At 37.1% G+C, this 21636-nt stretch carries 17 protein-coding genes; 7 read left to right on the top strand and 10 right to left on the bottom strand.

Annotated features, from left to right (window positions below):
* Positions 1-46 precede the first annotated feature (46 nt).
* The 5 genes from acpS to rpoZ form a co-directional block, all read right to left on the bottom strand.
* Positions 47-448, bottom strand: a complete 402-nt coding sequence (gene acpS, locus U736_RS0103850) for a holo-ACP synthase (protein ID WP_012754934.1) — start codon at positions 446-448, stop codon at positions 47-49.
* 37 nt (positions 449-485) lie between these two features.
* The gene (locus tag U736_RS0103845; RefSeq protein ID WP_026500324.1) at positions 486-1058 is read right to left on the bottom strand and encodes a DUF2062 domain-containing protein; all 573 of its coding nucleotides are present in this window, start codon (positions 1056-1058) and stop codon (positions 486-488) included.
* Positions 1059-1152: 94 nt separating this feature from the next.
* Positions 1153-1731 (bottom strand): orotate phosphoribosyltransferase, encoded by a 579-nt coding sequence (gene pyrE / locus U736_RS0103840; RefSeq protein WP_012754932.1) that lies wholly within the window; start codon positions 1729-1731, stop codon positions 1153-1155.
* A 16-nt stretch (positions 1732-1747) separates the two neighbouring features.
* Positions 1748-3973 carry a RelA/SpoT family protein gene (locus U736_RS0103835; RefSeq protein ID WP_012754931.1) on the bottom strand — a complete coding sequence of 742 codons (2226 nt, stop codon included), beginning with the start codon at positions 3971-3973 and terminating at the stop codon, positions 1748-1750.
* Positions 3974-4100: 127 nt separating this feature from the next.
* Complete coding sequence (gene rpoZ / locus U736_RS0103830; protein ID WP_012754930.1) at positions 4101-4499, bottom strand: DNA-directed RNA polymerase subunit omega; 399 nt, start codon at positions 4497-4499, stop codon at positions 4101-4103.
* Positions 4500-5056: 557 nt separating this feature from the next.
* Here rpoZ and U736_RS0103825 point away from each other — a divergent pair.
* Positions 5057-5725, top strand: coding sequence for a uracil-DNA glycosylase (locus U736_RS0103825; protein WP_026500323.1), 669 nt, complete (start codon positions 5057-5059; stop codon positions 5723-5725).
* Between the two features lie 49 nt (positions 5726-5774).
* Here U736_RS0103825 and smpB read toward each other — a convergent pair whose 3' ends face one another.
* Positions 5775-6251 (bottom strand): SsrA-binding protein SmpB, encoded by a 477-nt coding sequence (gene smpB / locus U736_RS0103820; RefSeq protein WP_012231306.1) that lies wholly within the window; start codon positions 6249-6251, stop codon positions 5775-5777.
* A gap of 18 nt (positions 6252-6269) precedes the next feature.
* Positions 6270-7154, bottom strand: coding sequence for a 4-hydroxy-tetrahydrodipicolinate synthase (dapA, locus tag U736_RS0103815; protein ID WP_012754928.1), 885 nt, complete (start codon positions 7152-7154; stop codon positions 6270-6272).
* 251 nt (positions 7155-7405) lie between these two features.
* Between dapA and U736_RS0103810 the strand changes: the two genes are divergently transcribed.
* Positions 7406-9496 (top strand): lytic transglycosylase domain-containing protein, encoded by a 2091-nt coding sequence (locus tag U736_RS0103810; protein ID WP_026500322.1) that lies wholly within the window; start codon positions 7406-7408, stop codon positions 9494-9496.
* Positions 9497-10528: 1032 nt separating this feature from the next.
* Here U736_RS0103810 and U736_RS0103805 read toward each other — a convergent pair.
* Positions 10529-11299: an energy transducer TonB family protein gene (locus U736_RS0103805; RefSeq protein WP_026500321.1), complete on the bottom strand. Its 771-nt coding sequence runs from the start codon at positions 11297-11299 to the stop codon at positions 10529-10531.
* Between the two features lie 245 nt (positions 11300-11544).
* Here U736_RS0103805 and U736_RS0103800 point away from each other — a divergent pair, with 245 nt between their 5' ends.
* The 5 genes from U736_RS0103800 (at position 11545) to U736_RS0103780 (ending at position 17891) form a co-directional block, all read left to right on the top strand.
* Complete coding sequence (locus U736_RS0103800; RefSeq protein ID WP_026500320.1) at positions 11545-13722, top strand: TonB-dependent hemoglobin/transferrin/lactoferrin family receptor; 2178 nt, start codon at positions 11545-11547, stop codon at positions 13720-13722.
* A gap of 271 nt (positions 13723-13993) precedes the next feature.
* Positions 13994-15037: a hemin-degrading factor gene (locus tag U736_RS0103795; RefSeq protein WP_012754924.1), complete on the top strand. Its 1044-nt coding sequence runs from the start codon at positions 13994-13996 to the stop codon at positions 15035-15037.
* An 18-nt stretch (positions 15038-15055) separates the two neighbouring features.
* Complete coding sequence (locus U736_RS0103790) at positions 15056-15958, top strand: heme/hemin ABC transporter substrate-binding protein (RefSeq protein ID WP_012754923.1); 903 nt, start codon at positions 15056-15058, stop codon at positions 15956-15958.
* 5 nt (positions 15959-15963) lie between these two features.
* Positions 15964-17061, top strand: coding sequence for a FecCD family ABC transporter permease (locus tag U736_RS0103785; protein ID WP_012754922.1), 1098 nt, complete (start codon positions 15964-15966; stop codon positions 17059-17061).
* Positions 17058-17891: a heme ABC transporter ATP-binding protein gene (locus U736_RS0103780; protein ID WP_012754921.1), complete on the top strand. Its 834-nt coding sequence runs from the start codon at positions 17058-17060 to the stop codon at positions 17889-17891. The genes U736_RS0103785 and U736_RS0103780 overlap by 4 nt, the downstream gene beginning before the upstream one ends.
* A 741-nt stretch (positions 17892-18632) precedes the next feature.
* On the opposite strand, the gene U736_RS0103775 is transcribed toward U736_RS0103780, so the two are convergent.
* Positions 18633-19607: a tail fiber protein gene (locus tag U736_RS0103775; RefSeq protein ID WP_012754920.1), complete on the bottom strand. Its 975-nt coding sequence runs from the start codon at positions 19605-19607 to the stop codon at positions 18633-18635.
* A 780-nt stretch (positions 19608-20387) separates the two neighbouring features.
* Positions 20388-20558: a hypothetical protein gene (locus tag U736_RS12170; RefSeq protein WP_155914971.1), complete on the bottom strand. Its 171-nt coding sequence runs from the start codon at positions 20556-20558 to the stop codon at positions 20388-20390.
* Between the last annotated feature and the right edge of the window lie 1078 nt (positions 20559-21636).

The raw sequence follows: 21636 nt of genomic DNA, 5'->3' as shown, positions 1-21636 counted from the left end.
TTTCATCATAATATTCAAATAACAAAAGCACAATCTCTCACACCATCTATCCACGTGGAAGTGCTTCGATAATAACAAATGCCTGTGCCCAAGGAAAATCATCTGTTATGCTAAGATGAATAACTGCATCATGATGAGGAGGTAATAACTTTTGAAGTTGCACTTGCGCACGATTTGTTAATTGCATTATTGGTTTACCAGATGGCAAATTAACGACCCCCATGTCTTTCCAATTGATACCACAAGCAATTCCCGTTCCTAAGGCTTTAGCGCATGCTTCTTTAGCAGCAAATCTTTTTGCATAGGAAGAGGAGCTTTTTTTGAGATTTTTGGATCTATTCCTTTCAATATCCGTAAAAATACGTTGGGTAAAACGCTCACCATAACGAACCAATATTTTCTCAATACGTCGTATATCAACCAGATCATTTCCAAGACCAACAATCATACCATATTACCCGATCTTTCTTACGATGAACGCTTCTTTAAATGCCTTTTTTTATAATCTTTTGATATCGCTTTTGTTTAAAACGAACCGTTGCTCTGTAAACACCTATATAAGATAAACTACCAAAAACAATACCTAAAAGAGTTCCACCTAAAATCATAGGACTCATAATTGTGTCCCATGCGCCTTTAAAGAGGAGAGAGAGATTTGACAATGTCAAACCATTAAATAGAGCACGAATTTGCGAAAGAGAAATCTCTTTGACATCGCTAAAAAGTGATAAACAAAAATACCCTACTTTATAATCAGCCATGACAATCAATAAAAATGTGAGTGGATTAGAAAAAATCGTCCCAATGATTGCGGCAGCAAAGTTTGCACGCAAAAGCCAAGATAAAAATATTGCCAAAATAATATGCAACCCAAAGAAAGGGGAACAAGCTAAAAAAATGCCAACAGCAACCCCTAATGCTACTTCATGCGGTGTTGCTGATATACGCAAAATACGTTTATGTATGTAGCAAAATGAGCGAGAAAATGAACGACGTGGCCATAACCAAAGTCGAATACGCGTTACAAAATCTATTGGTTCTCGACTACGAAAAAGCATATGACTCTCAATATACATCTTTTGATGATGAAATAATCTATATCATCCAAATTAATCTTTTTAAGCTTTTGCACAAAAAAAAATAGAAAGACAATTAAATATTTCGACTGCCTGGTTTAATCGCTGGAAGGACAGAAAGCTCTGCAGGAAGTGCATCACTAGTATAAGAGGTTATCTCATATTCAGCAAGCGCAATCAATGGAACTCCAACATTGACCTTACCACCAGAACGATCAAGGATACATGCACTGGCCAATACCTCTGCTCCTGCTGCAACAAGCGCCTCAATAGTCTCACGAATGGAAAGACCCGTTGTCACAATATCTTCGACAATAACAACCCGTGCCCCCTTCTTGATTTCAAAACGACGCAATTCAAAGATGCCATTTACACGCTCTACCCAAAGAGAAGGAACACCCAGGTGACGTGAAGTTTCATAGGAAGGAATAAGGCCGCCAATTGCGGGACCCACAACATAATCAATTTCTCCCTCGATAGATTTTTTGATTTTTTCAGCCAAACCACGACATAACTTTTCCGTCAAGTCAGCATGCATGAATACTTTCGCTTTTTGCATATAAGTCGCACTATGGCGCCCCGATGTTAAAATAAAATGCCCTTCTAGAATAGCATCTGCTTGTTTAAAAATATCAATGACATCTTGTGTATTCATTGTAAAATCTTTCTTTTTATCCATGAACCCGCCGTACTGTACTTACTGAACCTGCCTCTTTTAACTGAGAAAAAATACGATTCAAATGTTTTAAATCCCACACTTCCAAATCAATCATAATTTCTGTAAAATCCGGTGCTGTACGGATAAAAGATAAATTTTGGATATTGGCATCGTTAGCAGAAATTATTTGTGTAATTTCAGCCAAAGAACCAGGACTATTTACAACCAAAATATTTATCCGTGCAGGAAAACGTTCATTCATTTGGGCATCAATATCCCAGCGGACATCAATCCATCGTTCTGGCTGATCATCATACGCCATCAAAGCTGAAGACTGTATTGGATAAATAACGATCCCAGCCCCAGGCTGCATAATACCAACAATCCGATCTCCAGGTACTGCTCCTTCCGGTGAAAAACGTACGGGTATATCTCCACGGGTTCCTCTAATAGGCAATGCTTTAGATTGATGATTCTCGACCATTGCATTCTTTTCATTTTCTGGAACTTTAAAAATCATACCTTGGGCATTCTCAATATTAAACCAACCTTCTTCCCCAGACTTAAAAGATGACTTTTGTACCACACGGTGATCTTGATAATCAGGATAAACCGCTTTAATCACATCAGCGGAAAACAGCTCTCCACGCCCAACAGCCGCCAATACATCCTCTACATCTTTACGTGCTAAACGTGGCAAAACTTTCTTCAAAACGTCTTTTGAAAATTGTTTTCCCATATATTCAAATGAACGCTCGAGAATACGATATCCTAAACCCGAATATTGTTTACGTACCGCGGCACGACTTGCTCGCCGAATAGCTGAACGTGCTTTACCTGTGACAACAAGAAATTCCCACGCAGCTGGCGGAATTTGAGCGTGTGAACGAATAATATCAACCTCATCACCATTTTTTAATTTGGTCATTAAAGGCATAATACGACCATTGATTTTCACACCCACACAAGAATCACCGATGTCTGTATGGACGGCATAAGCAAAATCAATAGGCGTAGCTCCTTTAGGAAAAGCAATTAATCGACCTTTCGGCGTAAAACAAAAAACTTGATCTTGAAAAAGCTCAAGTTTTGTGTGTTCTAAAAATTCTTCCGGATTATCTCCATCTGACAAAGATTGAATCGTTTGGCGCAACCATGCATACGCATTTGTTTCATTTGATAACCTCGAAGCCGAATAATTAGAACCTTGCTCTTTATAAATGGAATGTGCCGCAACGCCATATTCAGCAATTTCATCCATAGCAGCAGTTCTAATCTGCAATTCAACACGTTGTCGCGATGGTCCCACAATCGTTGTATGAATGGAACGATAATCATTCTGCTTTGGTATAGAAATATAATCTTTAAAACGACCTGGAACCATTGGCCAAGTCGTATGAATAACACCAAGAGCGCGATAACAATCATCCACTGTTTCAACAATCACACGAAATCCAAAAATATCGGATAATTGTTCAAAAGAGAGCGCCTTGCTTTCCATTTTGCGAAAGACGGAATACGACTTTTTCTGACGGCTTTTAACATTCGCTTTAATGCCATGCTCGAAAAAAAGTTTTGTCAACTCGTTTTCAATTGTGGAAAGCAAATCACGATTGCGTTTTGATAACTCAGAAAGACGATTGGTAATCGTACGATAACCTTCTGGATTTAAATAAAAGAAAGAGAGATCTTCTAATTCCTCGCGCATATCCTGCATACCCATACGACCAGCAAGCGGCGCATAAATATCCATCGTCTCCTCAGCAATTCGCCGGCGCTTCTCATCACGCATAACACCAAGGGTGCGCATATTATGAAGACGATCAGCAAGTTTGACTAAAAGAACACGAACATCATCAGAAATGGCAATAAGGAGTTTACGAAGATTTTCTGCCTGTACGGCTTTCTTTGATACAAGATCAAGCTTATTAAGTTTTGTAAGTCCTTCAACCAACTTGCCAATTTCAGAACCAAAAAGCTGATCAATTTCTGCTCGTGTAGCGCTTGTATCTTCAATTGTATCATGCAAAAGAGCAACAGCAATCGTTGCCTCATCCAACCGCATATCTGTCAAAATAGCAGCAACTTCTAAAGGATGAGAAAAATAAAGATCGCCCGAAGCACGCTTTTGATGTGCATGCTTTCTCATTGCATAATCATAGGCCCTGTTTAAAAGAGCCTCATCTACGTCAGACTTGTAACGTTGAACACGTCCAACAAGCTCACACTGACGCATCATACGAGCATATCCTTTATCTTTTCACATCCCTAATCCTTATTGAACACATCTTATCAATAAAAGACAAGAAAAATAACTGCTCCTTACAGACAAGGCATCTTTACTCCTGTAATATAAATTGCTGCAATTAATAATCGTCACTTTTTTCTGGAACAACCAAACCTTCAATACCCGCTAAAAGCTCTTCTTCTGACATATGATCAAATGAAGTAGCTTCTTCTTGCGACGATGTATTAAAAACACTTTCAGCTTCACCTGAATGGGTAATAAATTCACTTGCCATTTCTGGCTCATCTACTTCCACATGTTTTTGCAGCGAATGAATAAGGTCTTCCTTTAAATCAGCAGGCGACAATGTTTCTTCTGCTATTTCACGCAAAGCAACAACTGGATTTTTATCATTATCACGATCAATCGTAATCTGCGCTCCTTGTGAAATCTGACGCGCCCGATGACCTGCTAAAAGTACCAATTCAAAGCGGTTGTCAACTTTATCAATACAATCTTCTACCGTTACGCGGGCCATTTATGCCTCTTTCTCAAATAAAAAAATTTAATAGCGGATAGGGAAGTATATACAATAATCAAAATAAAACACAAGAAAAACAACAAAAACTTTTATATTTTTTGATTAAAGAACTTATTTAAGAAAATTCTTAGAAAATTTATAAAAATGTATAACCTATTCATGCTCGTTATCAAAGCTGCTCTTAAAAGCATTCCAATAGATTGGCTTCAAACAAAGAGAGGTCTTTCTTGACAAAACGCTTGTCTGTAGTCTTCCTCCTTTTAAAAGGAATACCAGCTGTTTAAAATCCTTTGCAATAACGGCAGCCTTATGCATACTTTTTATGATAATATCTTTATTTAACAGAGAAAACTTTTTTCTTTGAACATCATGCGTATTGCACTCTTATTCATCGAATAAATTACTGAAAGATTACCTCTCTTTACATAATAATTAGCAATAAGTTTATATTAAATTTTATTTATATTCATTATAGATTGTTTCTCAAAACATAACCCGTCATATACGCTATAAAAGATTCAAAAAAATAGAAAAAACGATTGATGCCTAACACCATGAATAGCCAATTAACATCACTTTGCCCAGAACCGCCCAAAAATTGCAATTTATGTCCTAGGCTCCATCAGTTTATCGCTGACTGGCGTGTAAAAGAACCAAGTTGGTATAACGCACCGGTGCGCCCCTTCTTTCCTTATAAAGGAGCAGACACAACGCGCCTGCTTATTGTTGGGCTTGCTCCTGGATTACGCGGTGCAAATCGAACTGGACGTCCATTCACTGGTGATTATGCTGGGCACTTACTTTATTCAACTTTAAAAAAATTTGGTTTTGCCCAAGGAACCTTTGAAGAAAGAGCAGACGATACTCTTGAACTGATTGATGCAGCAATCGTCAACTCTGTTCGTTGTGTTCCCCCAGAAAATAAACCCACCGGTGCAGAAATTAACACATGCCGCTATTTCTTCTCACCTCTTTTAACAAATCTTCCCAAACTTAAAGCCGTTATTACCTTAGGCACCATTGCGCACCATTCAACGATACGTGCCCTTAATGCAAAAGTTTTAGCTCACCCTTTTGGACACGGCGAAATTAATAACATCGGCAGATTACGCATCTTTTCGAGCTATCACTGTTCTCGTTATAATACAAATACTGGACGCTTGACAGACGCCATGTTTCACCAAATTTTTCAAGCAGCAAAAACATACTTAGATCAATGCTAAAACTGTTTTAAACCAGCGCTATAAATAAAGGATATCTAAATCGCATCCGTCATCCATATCTTTTTAAAAGTCTTGCTTTTTCACGTCCCCAATCGCGTTTTTTTTCCGTTTCGCGCTTATCATGAAGCTTTTTTCCCCGCGCTAGAGCAATCTCCAACTTAACACGCCCTCGTTCATTAAAATAAAGTTTAAGAGGAACAAGTGTCATTCCTTCACGAGACGTTGCATTAAAAAAACGTGCCATCTCACGTTTTGAAAGTAATAACTTGCGCAAACGTCGCGGTTCATGATTAAAACGATTAGCCTGCGTATATTCAGGAATATAGCTGTTTACTAACCATAATTCCCCATTCTCAAAACTCGCATAGCTTTCAGCAATATTGGCATGATTAGAACGTAAGGACTTTACTTCCGCTCCCTGAAGGACAAGACCGGCCTCGAGATTATTAAGAATTTCAAAATTAAAACGTGCTTTACGATTGTCAGCAATTATTTTCCGTACGGGCGCGTTCTTTTTTTTATTCATGGCTTTGTCAATATCATTTTATGCTTTTAAAATACCAGCATGACTGAGGGCTGCATCAATAATCTTCTTTGTTCTTTCTGTTAATGGAACAATCGGAGAACGCACAGTATCACCACAAAATCCTAATTTTGCAGCAGCATATTTAATACCCGCTGGACTAGGCTCAATAAACACAGCACGATTAAGAGGCATCAAGCGATCATTTAATTCTCGTGCTGTTTTATAATCACCACGAAAACAAGCAGCTTGAAGCTCTGCACACAGCTTTGGAGCAACATTGGAGGAAACTGAAATACACCCCATACCTCCATGTGCATTAAAACCTAACGCTGTACAATCATCACCGGAAAGCTGTACAAAATCCTTCCCACACTTTTCACGTTGTTCACTAACGCGTTCAATTCTGCTCGTTGCATCTTTTACACCAATGATATTTTTAAAATCTCGGTAAAGGTCTTTCATCGTTTCCACAGCCATATCGATAACAGAACGACCAGGAATATTATAAATTATAATCGGAATAGAAACAGCTTTGGCAATGGAAGAAAAATGTTTGTATAAACCAGATTGATTTGGTCTATTATAATAGGGAGTGACAACCAAAACTGCATCTGCACCAGCTTTTTGCGCGTATTGTGCAAGCTCTACAGCCTCACTTGTGCTATTTGATCCCGCTCCAGCAACAACAGGAACACGCTTTGCGACCTGCTCAACACACAATTCTATAATCCGCTTATGTTCTTCATGACTTAACGTTGCTGATTCACCGGTTGTCCCAACTGGGCTTACACCGTTAATCCCTTGTGTGATCTGCCATTCAATAAAATCACAAAACGCCTTCTCATCAATTGCGCCCTTATTATCAAACGGTGTAATAAGCGCAGTTATAGCTCCCTTGAGCATGATAAACTCCCTATAATATTCGCTTTTATTTTTTTAATAATCGCCTTTTATAAATTTTAAATAGAGCATAATCTTGCTCTATCATTGAAGCAAGATGAATTTCAAAAAAAGCCCTCATAAGATAAAAATGTCCCTCCTTAAATGTTGCACATTTGTTTAAAATAAACCGTCTATATTAACGCGTTTTTCATGCTTGTGTTCTATAAATCCTTAAGTTTTTACAAAAAGCAAGGTCTCAAGGTCTTTTCTCTATGCGTGTATTTTCCACCTCTCTTTTCGTATCAACCTTTACTGCACTTATACTGGCAATAAGAATTTTATTTTCAAGTGCATCCGCGCAAACACCTCTTTTGCACGGGAAAGCGCCAATCCCTTTGGTGCGCCCTACTCCCTTTCCCGAAAAAAGAGCTCAAGAGCCTCTTCAACAGATACACACGACATCACACAATACTGCTACACTTCAGCAACTGAAAGCTGGGCTAGATGCACTAGCAAACAACAATATTGCAAAAACAATAAACCTTCGTAATTCAATGGAAAAAAATAGCCTTGATCGTCATATTTTGACATGGGCGCTGGGGATATCAAACCAAGCTAATATACCAAGTTCTGAAATATTTAATGCAATCAACATGCTAAAAGGATGGCCCGGTATAGAAACGATGCAACGCAATGCTGAACGTGCTTTTCTTAACGAAACCAACCTCACACGCGCAATCATCCAAAAATTTTCTCATCACCCGCCCCAAACAGCGCAAGGAATGGCTCTCTTCGCTAAAGCACTTATTGCAACGAGACAAACCACTCGTGCTCGACACGTTATTGCGCCATGGTGGCATAAAACACAGCTTAATGCAAAAGAAGAAATATTTGTTCTTAAAAATGCAAGCGTTGCATTAAAACCTATTGATCATTTGAAACGCATGCAATTTATGCTGTATGCATATCGTTTTGATTCAGCAGCACGCGTTGCAAAATTAGCCCATGCTCAATCTCTTTTTGATGCTTTTGTGGCCGTTGAAAAAAATGACCCTAGAGCTACACAAAAATTAAAAGCTGTAGAGAGATCATGGCAAAAAGATCCTCTTTTTCAGTTTGCTCGAATACGCCATCTTCGACGAACAGAGCAATATAATGCAGCCGCAGCACTCATGATGAAAACATCAAAAGATGCATTCCGCCTTATGAACCCTCATTCATTGTGGAAAGAACAACGCGCCCTTTCTCGTGAAATGCTCGATTTAAACAAACCCAAAATTGCTTATCAACTCGTTGCAATGCACACTGGTATAACATCTGCATTAGCTATCGATGCTGAGTTTCATGCAGGATGGTACGCACTACGGTTTCTTCATAACCCTAAATTGGCAATGCAGCATTTTTCACGTATTCCTCAACTCTCTTCTTTACCTTTTTCTGCATCACGTGGATATTACTGGATGGGACGAACAGCAGAAACGCTAGACGAACATAAAAATGCCCAGCAATACTTTCATCGCGCAGCTCATTTTGGTGCAACTTACTATGGTCAATTAGCCGCTGCACGACTCAACCAAAAAAAGCTTAAAGTTTCCTTTCCCAAACCAACAACCGCTGAGCGACAACATTTTAATGCACGAAAAGCGATCAAAGCAATTCAACGTCTTGAAGCAGCCGGCTATGCTGATTTTGCTAAAATTTTTTATAGAGAGCTCGGAAAAAAAATAGAAAGCCCCGGTGAATTAGCTCTTCTGGCTGTTATGGCAGAAAAAAATGGAGACTATTATACCAGCCTCAAAATTGGAAAAATGGCTGTTTTTCAGGGGAAAAGTGTCGGTGCACTCTCTCATCCTCTGGGAGCTATACCAGCTTCTACTAATATTTCTGTAGAAGAAAAATCGCTTATCTATGCCATTGCACGCCAAGAAAGCGAATTTAATCCAACAGCCATATCAAAAGCAGGTGCACAAGGTATACTCCAATTGCTTCCTACAACAGCAAAAGCACTGGCAAAAAAATACTCAATCACATGGTCTCCTAAAAAGTTTAGCAGTGATGCTCATTATAATGCAACATTAGGTGCCCATTTTCTCAATGAACAATTAGAACGTTTTAATGGATCCTATATACTCACTCTTATTGGCTATAATGCGGGTCCCCGTCGTGTCAATGAATGGATAAAACGTTATGGCGATCCTCGAGGACAATCTCTCGATAACGTCATTGATTGGATTGAGCGTATTCCTTATACAGAAACACGTAATTACGTGATGCGTGTCATGGAAAATTATGGTGTCTACAAAGCAAGGCTCACTGGGAAAATAGATATAAAAACCGACCTGCTTTCTGGTCGACGGAAATAATATGCCTTAACTTCCCATATAGTATTTGAAAGCGTTCATAAGAAGTATTTTTATTCTTTTTTAAATAGTATCCACATACCAACCTGCTTATGATGTATAAGCAAGTAATTTTAATTCAGTATCAATAAATTAAAAATGAGAAAACCCTACGCTATTAGGGTCTTTTATTTCAAATACAAAATAATGAATTATCATTATAAATCAACATGTCGTACAAATAGTTCATTTCCTCTTAACATAAACGACAATATCATAGATGATTGCAAATATAAGAGAAGAGTGAAACAAATATGGCATTCTTTTACTGTTGCTTATTAGTATCAATATTCAAATTTTGTACAATAGCATAAGCATATTTTAAGACTATTTTATTCTGCTTATAACATTTCTATACTAAATAGAGAGTACGTTATTATGTATATCGTTTGGATTATCTCTGATAACAGAAAGACAGAATCATTGAGTTAGAAAGCCTTAAAGACAAACAATTCTCTTCTACCCTTTCCCTTTTCATTCGGGTTTACGACTTTTAAATATGTCAATATCTTTTAATGATGAAGATAAAGCTTTGCTTTTTTCCCATTTTTACACATAAGCTCACATCCTTCACACAAAACAGAGCATCTAAAAATAGTATGTTTTTCTTATTTATATTCTTGTTTTATTTTAATGTTTCTAAGTCCATTTCACAACGGTGTATCTGAAAAGTACTTACGAAAATCCTCTCACGAATGGTATAAAAATCGATTAGACACGATTAACCTTTACTTAATAAAAACTATAGCTCTATCATCCCTTAACTCCCAATGTTGCAACAGCCCTTTCATTTAGAGCATTCATAAGAAGTATATTCACTGCTTTTTAAAAGTTTTTTACCCATACTCCCCCCTCAACTTGTGTCCATAAGTAAGCGGATGGTTTTGATTGATACAACGTCAAAAAAATCGAACGAACTATCTTTTAACTTTCATTCAAATTATAAATAATTATTATAAATCAATATATTATAAGAAAAGCGCTCCATATAAAAAATCAACTAAATATCAGGGATACTCTGATTATTTTATTTACTTTTGATGGTGGTGGTGGTGGAAAAGAACCAACACGTTGAAGTGCCGCCATCGCTAATCGATCAAGTTCTGGATTACCAGCAGAGACTGCTACACGACTAGAAAAAATACTCCCCTGCTCACGCACCATAAATTCTAACTTCACCGTTCCTTTTGCACGACTGGTACGCTGTCCCACAATATAATTTTTTTGCCTTTCTAATTGTGACTGTACCTTTGCTAACCACTCCATTAACAACATATCTTCAAGCCCTGCTGTACCGACGCCCTTGTTGGTGGAAGAAGAACGTACCGCCTTTGCATTAGAGCGCTTTACTACAGCCTTTGGCATTGGTATTGTTTTTTTGATAAACGCTTTATGCTCCACTTTTTGAGGAAGGGGTTCTTCCAAAGACTTTAAGTCATCTTGTTCTACCATATGCTGAGGATCTTCCGATTGAACTTCATCCACGGATTCCAATTCCTCTGACTTCTTCTCTAAAAGATCAGACTGTAATACTTTTTGCTCTGTATTAATATCCGACTCTGTATGAATATCTGACAAGTCTGTATCAACATCCGGATAGATAGTTTCTTGCACAAAAGTCAGCATAATCTCCGACGAGAGCAAGCCATTACTTACACCCGTACTTTGAAAATAAAACTGCGCCCCCAATAATACATGCAAAAAGAAAGCTCCAACAAATGCACCAATCCAAAGAGTTAATAATTGCTTCGTATTTGCAAAATTCATCGTTTCTTCTGCCACTATTTTAAGCTTAATATTGGTGTCTAATCTCATTAAAACAGGCTATTTTGAAATTGCAACTTTTTTCTTGACTGATTTTGTCATGTTTAATATGGTTTTCTAGTGATTTTGTCTTGTTGGCAAAATCATTTCTGCTTGGCTGGCAAGTTTTAATCAGCGGGTCTAGCTTTTTTGTATGTAAATAAAATTTCAAAACAGAGAGGGGATGTTTAAAAAGGTTGTGATGTGTTATGCAAATAAGACGAAAAAATATCTATAAAAGCTGTGTGATTTTAAGTGCATTATCGGTCTGTATGCCTTCATTTGTTTTTGCACAAAATAAAGATGGAGGTGCTGTCACTGAACTCAAGCCAATTGTTATTAAAGAGAAAAAAATAGGGACGGCCTTGGATTCGGTCACTATTTTGACAGATCGGAAAACCGCGAAGGATATTCGTGAGAAACAAATAACTGATGCCTATGATATTAGTCGTCTTTATCCAAGCGTGGGGTATAGCCCAAGCAATAACAGTTTTGTCATTCGTGGTTTAGAAGCAAACCGTGTTCTCACAACAATGGATGGTATTGTTCTTCCATGGTTCAATGATATATTGCGTGATAACAGTGGTAACACAATGTTTGACTTTAGTGCGCTTTCCACACTTGATGTTATTCAGGGACCGGATTCTAGTCTTTATGGATCTGGTGCACTGGGAGGAGTTGTTGCGTTGCGTACTCTTGATCCTGAAGATCTTATCACAGAAGGAAAAAATTGGGGTGGTCTTATAAGAAGTAGTTATCATTCTGTTGATAATAGTTGGCACGTAGATCAAGCTGTTGCAATGCGTGCTCAACAAACGTTTTTGCTTTTCCAAGGTTCTTATGCGGAAGGTCATGAGCGCAAAAATATGGGAACCCTAGAAGGCTATGAAGAGCGCACACGTAAAAACCCTGCTCATTTTGACCAAAATAATTTGCTCTTTAAAATTCACCAATACCTTGATGACAATCACCGACTTGGTTTTACAGCGGAGCGTTTTGGTCACAATATTGATACACATTTATTGAATGCTTCTGACAGATATGCCCCTGGTTCCGTTTATGAGAAGGACGACAAACTCCGTGAACGCTTTTCTCTTTCTTATGACTATAACGGCAATGAAGATGCACTTTTTGATGCGTTTCGTGGACAGATTTATTGGCAAAGACAGTCAAGTCATGATATTACGACTTCATTTCGTGTTTCGGCACCCAAAGGGGATTTTTTGAGAGATAATTTTTTGCGTAATACCAATTATGGTTTCAATGCTGATGCTCTCAAGAAAGTTCATATTGGCACTGTAGATCATACGTTAAAGATTACCGCTAACGTCTTGTCATCTAAGTTTCATCATTATTTGTTCGGGAAAGATAATTGTCACTTGCCGGAAAATGCACGGGGGTGCCTCTTCGTGCCCGCTAATCGGTCAGATTCACCAGATACAAATGGCTATAATTTGGGTTTTGTTTTCGAAGATGAAATTGGCTTTTCTGATAACCGTTTCCGTATAACACCTGGAATTCGTTATGATTGGTATAAGTATATCCCTCAGAAAACGTCCTCTTATGAGAAAGCTCTACTTTCTGACAAATTTCCTCCAGAAAGAAATGGTTCACGTTTTTCTCCCAAATTACGTGTGGAGTGGGATGTTCGTGATCAAGTAACGCTTTATGCTCAATGGGCACAGGCTTTTCGTGCACCACGTATTGCAGAGCTTTACGTCTCTTATATGAAACCTCCTGCTTATTACTCGAAGGGCAACCCTGATCTAAAAGCAGAAACGAGCAATGGGTATGATATTGGCATAAGGTATGGAAATAGAAATTTCGGTGGTTCACTTAGTGCATTTTTCAATCAATACAAGGACTTCATAGATACTGTGGATATAGGGCCATCAGAGGAATACAAATTGAAACGTCGCCATTATAGAAATCTTGCAAATGTGCGTATTTATGGTGCTGAAGCAAAAATACATTTGGCTCTTAATGGTGGATTCCATAGCAATTTTTCTCTTACCTATTCGCAAGGAAAGGATCTTGATAAAGATGAATATCTTAACTCGATTCCAGCTTTAAAAGTAATTGCTGGGATCGGATATGCAAAAGAAATTTGGGGAGCAGACATTGTGCTTACCTCATCTGCCAAACGTGATAAAGTTGCTAAGGAATCTGATTACCAAAAAATTCCGGGATACCATGTCGTTGATATGACAGGGTGGTGGAAACCATTCGGTGAAACGGGTCCTGTTATAAGGGCTGGTGTTTATAATTTGTTCAATCAAAAATATTGGAATGTTTCAGATCTTCCTTCCGGTGCAAGCTCAACACCGAAGGATTATTATAGTCAGCCTGGTCGTAACTTTAAAGTTTCGTTCGTGCAAAAATTTTAGTCACTTTTGTTAATCATTAGATCAATTAAAAAGGTTATATCGATAAAAAATAAATTATTGCGTTTCTGTTCTCATTGTTCTTTGAACAACAAATTTTGAAGTTTGCGCTTTAACTCTTTGTAATTTATCGGTTTTTATTGTTCTATTGTTGATAAAATAAGGGCTTTTTTGGTGGCGAGTTGAACCATTAGTTGATAGTGGTTCAACTCACTGTCTTTGAGTTTTAAAATTAAACAATTAACCTTTAAACAGGTAACATAAGGATAAACCCATGTCATACACAGCCGAAATGATTATTCGCTTGCGTGAAGAAAAAAAAGAAATGCGTAACCGCGATTTCGCGGACTCTATTGGTATATCCGAAGCAGAACTCATTGCGGCTTATTGTACAATTGGAAAAGCAAAAAAACTACGCGCTGATGTCGCTACTCTCTTGGAAAATGCTCCTAAACTTGGAATAGTCATGGCATTAACACGCAATAAAAATGCCGTCCATGAAATAACAGGATGTTTTGAGAAGATTGTTCAAAGCCAGCATATTCCGATAACACTCGGTGAAATTGACTTGCGTATTTTTTCAAAACAGTGGAAGTTTGGTTTCGAGCATGACGTGACTATTCTCGGAACACCTATGAAAAGTCTGCAATTTTTTGATCAATATGGCATTGCTATTTTCAAACTCTATTCTCAAGACGCAACAAATATGGAAGAATGGGCTGCACTTGTTGAAAAGTTGCTTCATGACGATCAATCACCAGTACTTGATATTTCTCCCGTTCCTACTCCAGTACAATGTGATACGGCAAAGCTAGATGTTGAAAAGTTCCGAGATCGTTGGAGACAGATGACTGATGTGCATCAACTTCATGGAATTATTTCTGAACTGAAAATTAATCGACATAATGCTGTAAAACATGCCGGAAATGAATTTGCCGATGAGTTAAAAATAGAAGCTGTTGAGATGATGCTCAAACAAGTTGCGCAAGAAGAGTTACCAATTATGTGTTTTGTTGGAAATAAAGGATGTATCCAAATTTTCACTGGGCAAGTAAAGAATATTAAGCAAATGGGACCTTGGCTTAATGTTCTCGATCAGAAATTTCACCTCCATTTACTCGTTTCTGGAATCAAGAAGGTATGGCGTGTTCGCAAACCTACAATTGATGGGTATGTCAACTCACTTGAAGTTTTCGATAAAGATGATGAGATGATTATTCAATTCTTTGGCGTACGCAAGGAGGGCCAAAAAGAACGTGAAGATTGGCGCTCTTTATTGAATGGTTTACCATCGTGCCAAGAAAACAGCAGTAACTAAGATAAGGTAAGGTCAAACATGTTCATATCTCTTTTGCATAGGTTATCAAACCTTTTACTTATGTGTTTACTGCTCTCTCTTACCTGTTTTTCTAAACAAGTGATTGCTGAACCCACAACCCGTTTTCCTGAAAATGCTCGAATTGTTTCTATCGGCGGAGCACTTACAGAAATTGTCTATGCATTGGGAGCCCAAGATCAACTTGTCGCCCGTGATAGTACAAGCGTCTACCCACAAGAAGCGCTCAAGCTTCCTGTGCTTGGATATATGCGTGCTCTTTCACCTGAGGGTGTTTTATCACTTGCCCCAGAGGGCATATTGCTTGTTGAAGGAAGCGGTCCCGCTTCAACAATTGATATTCTCAAAAAAACATCAATACCTCTGGTGATCATACCAGAAGACTACTCCCGTGAAAATGTGATAGAAAAGATTCGCCTCGTTGGCCAAGCTATTCATCGAGAAGTGCAAGCGGCTGCGTTAATTGAAAAATTGAAGCGTAATTTTTTAGAAAACGATGCGCTTTTGGCGAAAGTAACAACACCAAAGCGTGTTCTTTTTGTTTTCTCTGTGCAAAATGGACGCGTCATGGCATCTGGAACAGGTACTGCAGCTGATAGTATGATAAAACTTTCAGGTGCCATCAATGCTATCACCGATTATAAAGGATATAAACTTCTCAACGGCGAAGCGTTATTGAAATCAGATCCTGATGTTATCTTACTTGTAAAACATGGTGCAAGATCAACCAGCATTGATAAGATTTTGGCCATACCGGCAGTTCAAGCAACAACAGCAGCAAAAAATCATGCCATAAAACAGATGGATGCTATGTATTTTTTAGGATTTGGTCCACGCACTGCAGACGCATCAAGAGAGCTTATTGAGATACTTTATGGTGCAAATCAAAACGGTAAGAGCTGATAAAAATGGTAGACGGTACATCCATGATGCATTTACCTGAAGCAAAAGAAGGTAAAAAAATAAACCGTTCAAAGCAGGGGAAGATTTTATTATTAAGCTTAATAATATTCCTTATCTTCAGTATTTTTGGTGGGCTCTTGAATGGTGCTGCAAAGGTTTCTTTCGTTGATCTCCTCCATGTAATGCTTACACAAGATTTTTCAGTAAGTAGTAAAACGCGTGATTACCTCGTGCTTATCGACATAAGGCTTCCCCGTGTTATCTTTGGATTGTTGATTGGAGCAGCTTTAGCTGTCTCCGGTGTTCTTATGCAAGGGCTTTTCCGTAATCCTCTTGCAGATCCTGGAATTATAGGTGTATCAGCAGGTGCTGGACTTGGAGCAGTCTTAGCAATTGTTGTCGGTATTGCTTTTCCTGTTTCATTTGCACCTTTTCTAGAGCCTTACAAAGTTATCATAGGTGCTTTTTTTGGTGGACTTTTATCAACGATTATTCTCTACATAATAGCAACGCATAATAGCTTTACATCTATTGCAACCATGCTGCTTGCTGGTATTGCTCTTGGTGCATTAAGCAGTGCAGTTGTTGGAACATTGATTTTTATCGCAAATGACCAACAACTCCGTGATATCACTTTTTGGAGTCTTGGCTCTCTTGCGGGCGCTACGTGGTTGAAAGTATGGCTCGTTCTCCCTTTCATCGTTATTGGTCTTCTTTTCTCTCCCTTTTTATCACGAGCACTTAATGCCCTTGCTCTTGGAGAAGCTGTTGCTGGCCATGTTGGTTTCCATATTCAACGCGTTAAAAATATTGCTATTCCCCTTGTTGCTCTTATGTGTGGTAGTGCTGTTGCTGTCAGTGGTGGTATTGGTTTTATTGGTATTATTGTTCCTCATATTTTACGTCAACTCATTGGTCCTGATCATCGCTATCTCATTCCTTGCTCTGCTCTCTTGGGAGCAGCATTACTTATTTTTGCTGATACGTTTGCACGCTTAATTGTTGCCCCCGCAGAATTGCCGATTGGAATTGTAACAGCACTTTTTGGTGCACCTTTCTTTCTATGGATCCTTATATGCAAACGAGGAACAGACTTTTCATGATTGAAGCGACAAATATTTGTGTTCAGCGCGGAAAGAAGCAGATTCTTAAACACATTAATCTTCAAGCTAAAAGTGGTGCTTTTAACATTATTATTGGTCCTAATGGATCAGGAAAAAGTACTTTTATCAAAGCTCTGAGTGGTGAAATTCCCTACAGTGGAAAAATAACCTTAAATGGTTATAATGTATGCCAAACAAAAACTCATGAAATGGCCAAAATGCGCGCTGTACTACCACAATCAACAACGCTCGTATTTCCATTCTTAGTCCATGAAGTCGTAGGGCTTGGCCTTTCTGTAAACCAATTTACCATTACCAAAGCCGAAGTGCCAAATCTTATCCAAAAAGCTTTAGAGTGCGTTGACCTTTCTGATTATGGCAACCTATATTATCACCAATTATCAGGCGGAGAACAAGCTAGAGTACAACTTGCCCGTGTACTTTGCCAAATCTGGAAACCTGTTCATAATGGAATTCCTCGCTGGATGATATTAGATGAACCTATTGCTAGCCTCGATATTCAACATCAAATCATCGTTATGGATATTGCCAAAAATTTTGCCCATTCTGGTGGCGGCGTTCTTGCTGTTCTTCATGACCTCAATCTCGCAGCACATTATGCAGATAACATGATTTTGCTCAAGGAAGGAGAGATTTATTGCGAAGGAAATGCAACTAACGTTTTGACAACACAAAATCTCCGCGATGTTTATCATTGTTCTTTAAATGTTTCTGAATTACCTAAAGAAGATATCCCATTTATACTCCCTCAAACGGCATCCTCCTATGAAATTAGATCTCTAAGCTATCGGCTTCAATCTAAAAACTAAAGTCCATAGAAAAATAAAACATGCAAATATTCAAGAATCTTTTTTATTTTTATATGAACTTCTTTTTATCATCTGTCATTTTAAAAAATTGTTTATTGGCATATCACAAAGAATTAAACTATTGAATAAAAACTTTAAAATAAACTCAATAACGCTTCTTGTAAGCCCCCTAATGCAAAAACAATGCGGAATATAGGGATGAGGAGAGAGATAGCGTTTGTCTGCTGCTTCACAAGCATAACGATGACACCACTCAAGGAATACTATCATTTACAGATAAAGCCTACACCATAGCAATGCAAAGAAATGAAATAGATAACAAGATGAGAGATATCTTTATGAGATAAATTAATTCATACAGGGGTATGCTGTTTTTGCACAAAAAACGTTAAAAATATTGTACTTTTTTATGCCTCAGGTTGAATGATTTTATCACCTTATCCCCTATCAAAACACCTTATGAAAAAATATATCTCCAGATCACTTCACGGCACAGTTTAAATGATTTTTACACATTTTCTCTATGTTATCATACAATTATAAAAAATCATGATTTTCTTTTTCTTATAATAAATTATATCATTAACTCTTTCTTTCAATCATTTTAAAATTATTTTTTTGACTCTCTCAAGTATCGTATTAACAATATAGATTTCCTCTTCATGTATATGAAGATAACGCGGAATTGCTCCGCGTTAACAAAATTATCAGGGTGGATGGATTATTATTACTCAAACATACTCATGATTTTATAGCATAGACAACGGTTGCATTAACAGGGCGCGTTTCTGCCTCACCCGTATGGGAAAGAGTTACCTTGTGTGTATGTGCACCAGCAGAACCTGTTCTCCCTTTCAGGGTCGCATTATAAGTATAATGATTTGGTAGTCTCCCAATATCACCAACTGGCCATCCTACCCCTTGATACTCAAAATTATGCGCATGCTCGCCTGCATTTTCAATACTCCCAATATGCGTATGCGATTTTATGCTATCTTGTTGTTCATCTGCAAATTTTCTACCACCATCTAAACCCCGACCATTATCAAAGCCGCGTAAAAACATGCCTCTAAAATCAGGAACTTTAAAAGTTTTATTGCTGTCTTTTCCCCATTTATCACCTATTGCGTTGAATAACTGCGGATAATCTTCACGCTTATAGGCCTTACCATCACACAAAAGCCAACCATTTGGCACATTTTGCATAGCAAATGTTGCAATGAATCCAGAGGGAAAACTTTCTATCTTTGGTGGTGTAGGATTTAATAAATACCACCCCTCATGCTCTTTTATTAAAACACCATTATTGTATACCATTTCATAAATGCCATCTGTTTGAAATTCTCCACCTTCTAATGGTATAACCCCCGCATCAGTTGCTTTATAGATAAGCTTTTCTCCTATATTATTAACAGTTATTTTTGTCGCGCCAATATTTACACCACAAGCTTTAAAACGTATGACGATATCATTGTTGTATTTCTTTATAGGCGAAACTGTCTTTAAGGTAATTAATGTTGTTTTATCTTCCACATTTACTATAAAGCTTGAATTAATAGATCCACCATTATCTGCAAGATATTCACGCACGCGCTGCATCATCGCCCGTGCACTATCATTAACAGAACTAGGCGGCTGACCTTCTGCCCAATTAATGATACTATCTGAATAAGCATTTTCATCAGCCTTTAGAGACCAATCGTAAATATTAGACATTATAAATCCCCCATTATTTTCATAGTTTTTTTAACAAATTCTCGTTCTGTGCACTAAAATGTGCTGCCGCTGTTGATTGGTACATCATAATCACTGCACCATCCGTATTTACGCATTTTACCTCTCTTCACTCCTTACAATTTTATAACCTAAATTCACCAGATGCTTTTCATAACATTAGTATTAATGTTTTCTCTTCTAATGTGTAATGTAACACCTCATCTGATGTTACTTAATATCTTGTTTTGTTGCTTTGCTGTTGTTATATAATTATTTTTTAAATCTTGCATCTTATTGCAAAATTTATAAATACTGTTCAAAATTTTCCTTATTATGGATTTCATACAACCATTATCGAATGTAATAACTTATCATCCACATAGAAAGTTTCTGATTTAAACATTATCTTTTTTTATTTTTTTCAATAGTTTAAATCTATCGCGTCGATATTTTAAAACAAAAAAACTCTATCTTTTGGCTATCACTTGTATTAAAATTTTAAAAGTTAGCTTCAACTTCGTTGCATGCTTCATTATGTTTTTATTCACATGCAGATGCTTTGTTCTATTTTATTCAATTTATTCCTGAAATTGTGTTACAAGGTCAGCACCAATGTTTTTTTGAACAAACTTTTGTCTAATCTAAATGCACCATAGAAAATATATTCAATATGGACATTTCTTCACACTTTCATTGAACTGGAAATGAAATACTTTGAAATACTAAAGAAACACCACACACCCTCACCAAATCTGAAGGTTGTATCCAATCCGGAAAATATTAAAAAACATAACCTAGCACTCTCCCCCAATTTTTATGAACAATACCCTTGTTTTTTAAACGCCCCGTAATCAAATTCTCCCCTCCCGCACTTAGCATATCTCTATATATATTATTATATGTATATTTTTTTTGCAAGAATAATAAATCATTCTCAACAACATCTTGCAATTATTGGTGCTCTTCTCTACTCTTTCCGGCGTTTACCTCATTATTTAGTATAAGTGCGCTACTTAAAAATGATTTTTTTAACAAGATCTAAAAGATAAACTGTTTTTTATATCTTTCATAATGTTCATAACCAGTTTTATGGTATTAGTGGGACAATGCAAAGCGATTATAGAATGCTATAATAGTGTAGATAAAGAATTCACTAACGAATTTACCTATGAGTCTCTTGTTAACACATTTGTCTATCTCTGGAGTATACCAATCATCTTTTCCTGTATAGCTGCAGCTTTTATATGGCTACCAATTGTAACATTGCTAATAATAGCAATATTAGTGGGAATTTGGTTACTCCTCCTCATAATTCCCTACTTATTCCAAAATTAGTTTTTGGCTTTGTTAATCATTATCATAATAATTCTTTGTTTGCGTTTGTTTTATTTATTACCTATTTTAGTGTTTAAAAAAATTTTTGACGCAAATTTACTCAATTTTTCTCTTGTTGTCTTATAATAATAAGAGCACTTCATTATAATTAGAAAGCTTTTTGTATATAATTAGTGATTTCTTATCTGTAATATTGTTGCACGATATCACATGACTCTTGAATAACTTTACCTTGAAAACAAAGAGTTTTATGTCTCAGAAAATGAATTTTTGCCTCGTCTTAAGCTAAAAAACAGCGCTTTGTGCGCATTTCTATTTCAAACTAATTAATGAATTTACCTAGTACTTTATGCTGAGATACATCCTTTTGCTTTCCTCTCTCTTCCAACTCTTTAAAAGTGTTGATGAAATTTCAAAATGAAAAGCCTTTGTTTATTTTCATCATCATTTTTTAATTCCGCTTTACGATTTTTAAAACATTCAAGGCAATTTATTTTTAATAATGAAGATTAGTTATTGTTTCACGCTTTTGTTTATTGCATTCTTAATGGGAACATCCCCTCATGAAAAATAGAATGTCCCACACAAAATATACTGATATTGCATATCACGCACTTTTTAAAGAAATATTGCTCAAAATATACTCTGTTCATTTTACGACAGCGCACGTCAATGATACAATAGTAAGCCATTA

Source organism: Bartonella grahamii ATCC 700132 (genome assembly GCF_000518085.1).
Classification (GTDB): Bacteria; Pseudomonadota; Alphaproteobacteria; order Rhizobiales; family Rhizobiaceae; genus Bartonella; species Bartonella grahamii.
The sequence above is the reverse complement of the archived record's forward strand: the minus strand, read 5'-3'. Positions and strand labels throughout refer to the sequence as shown.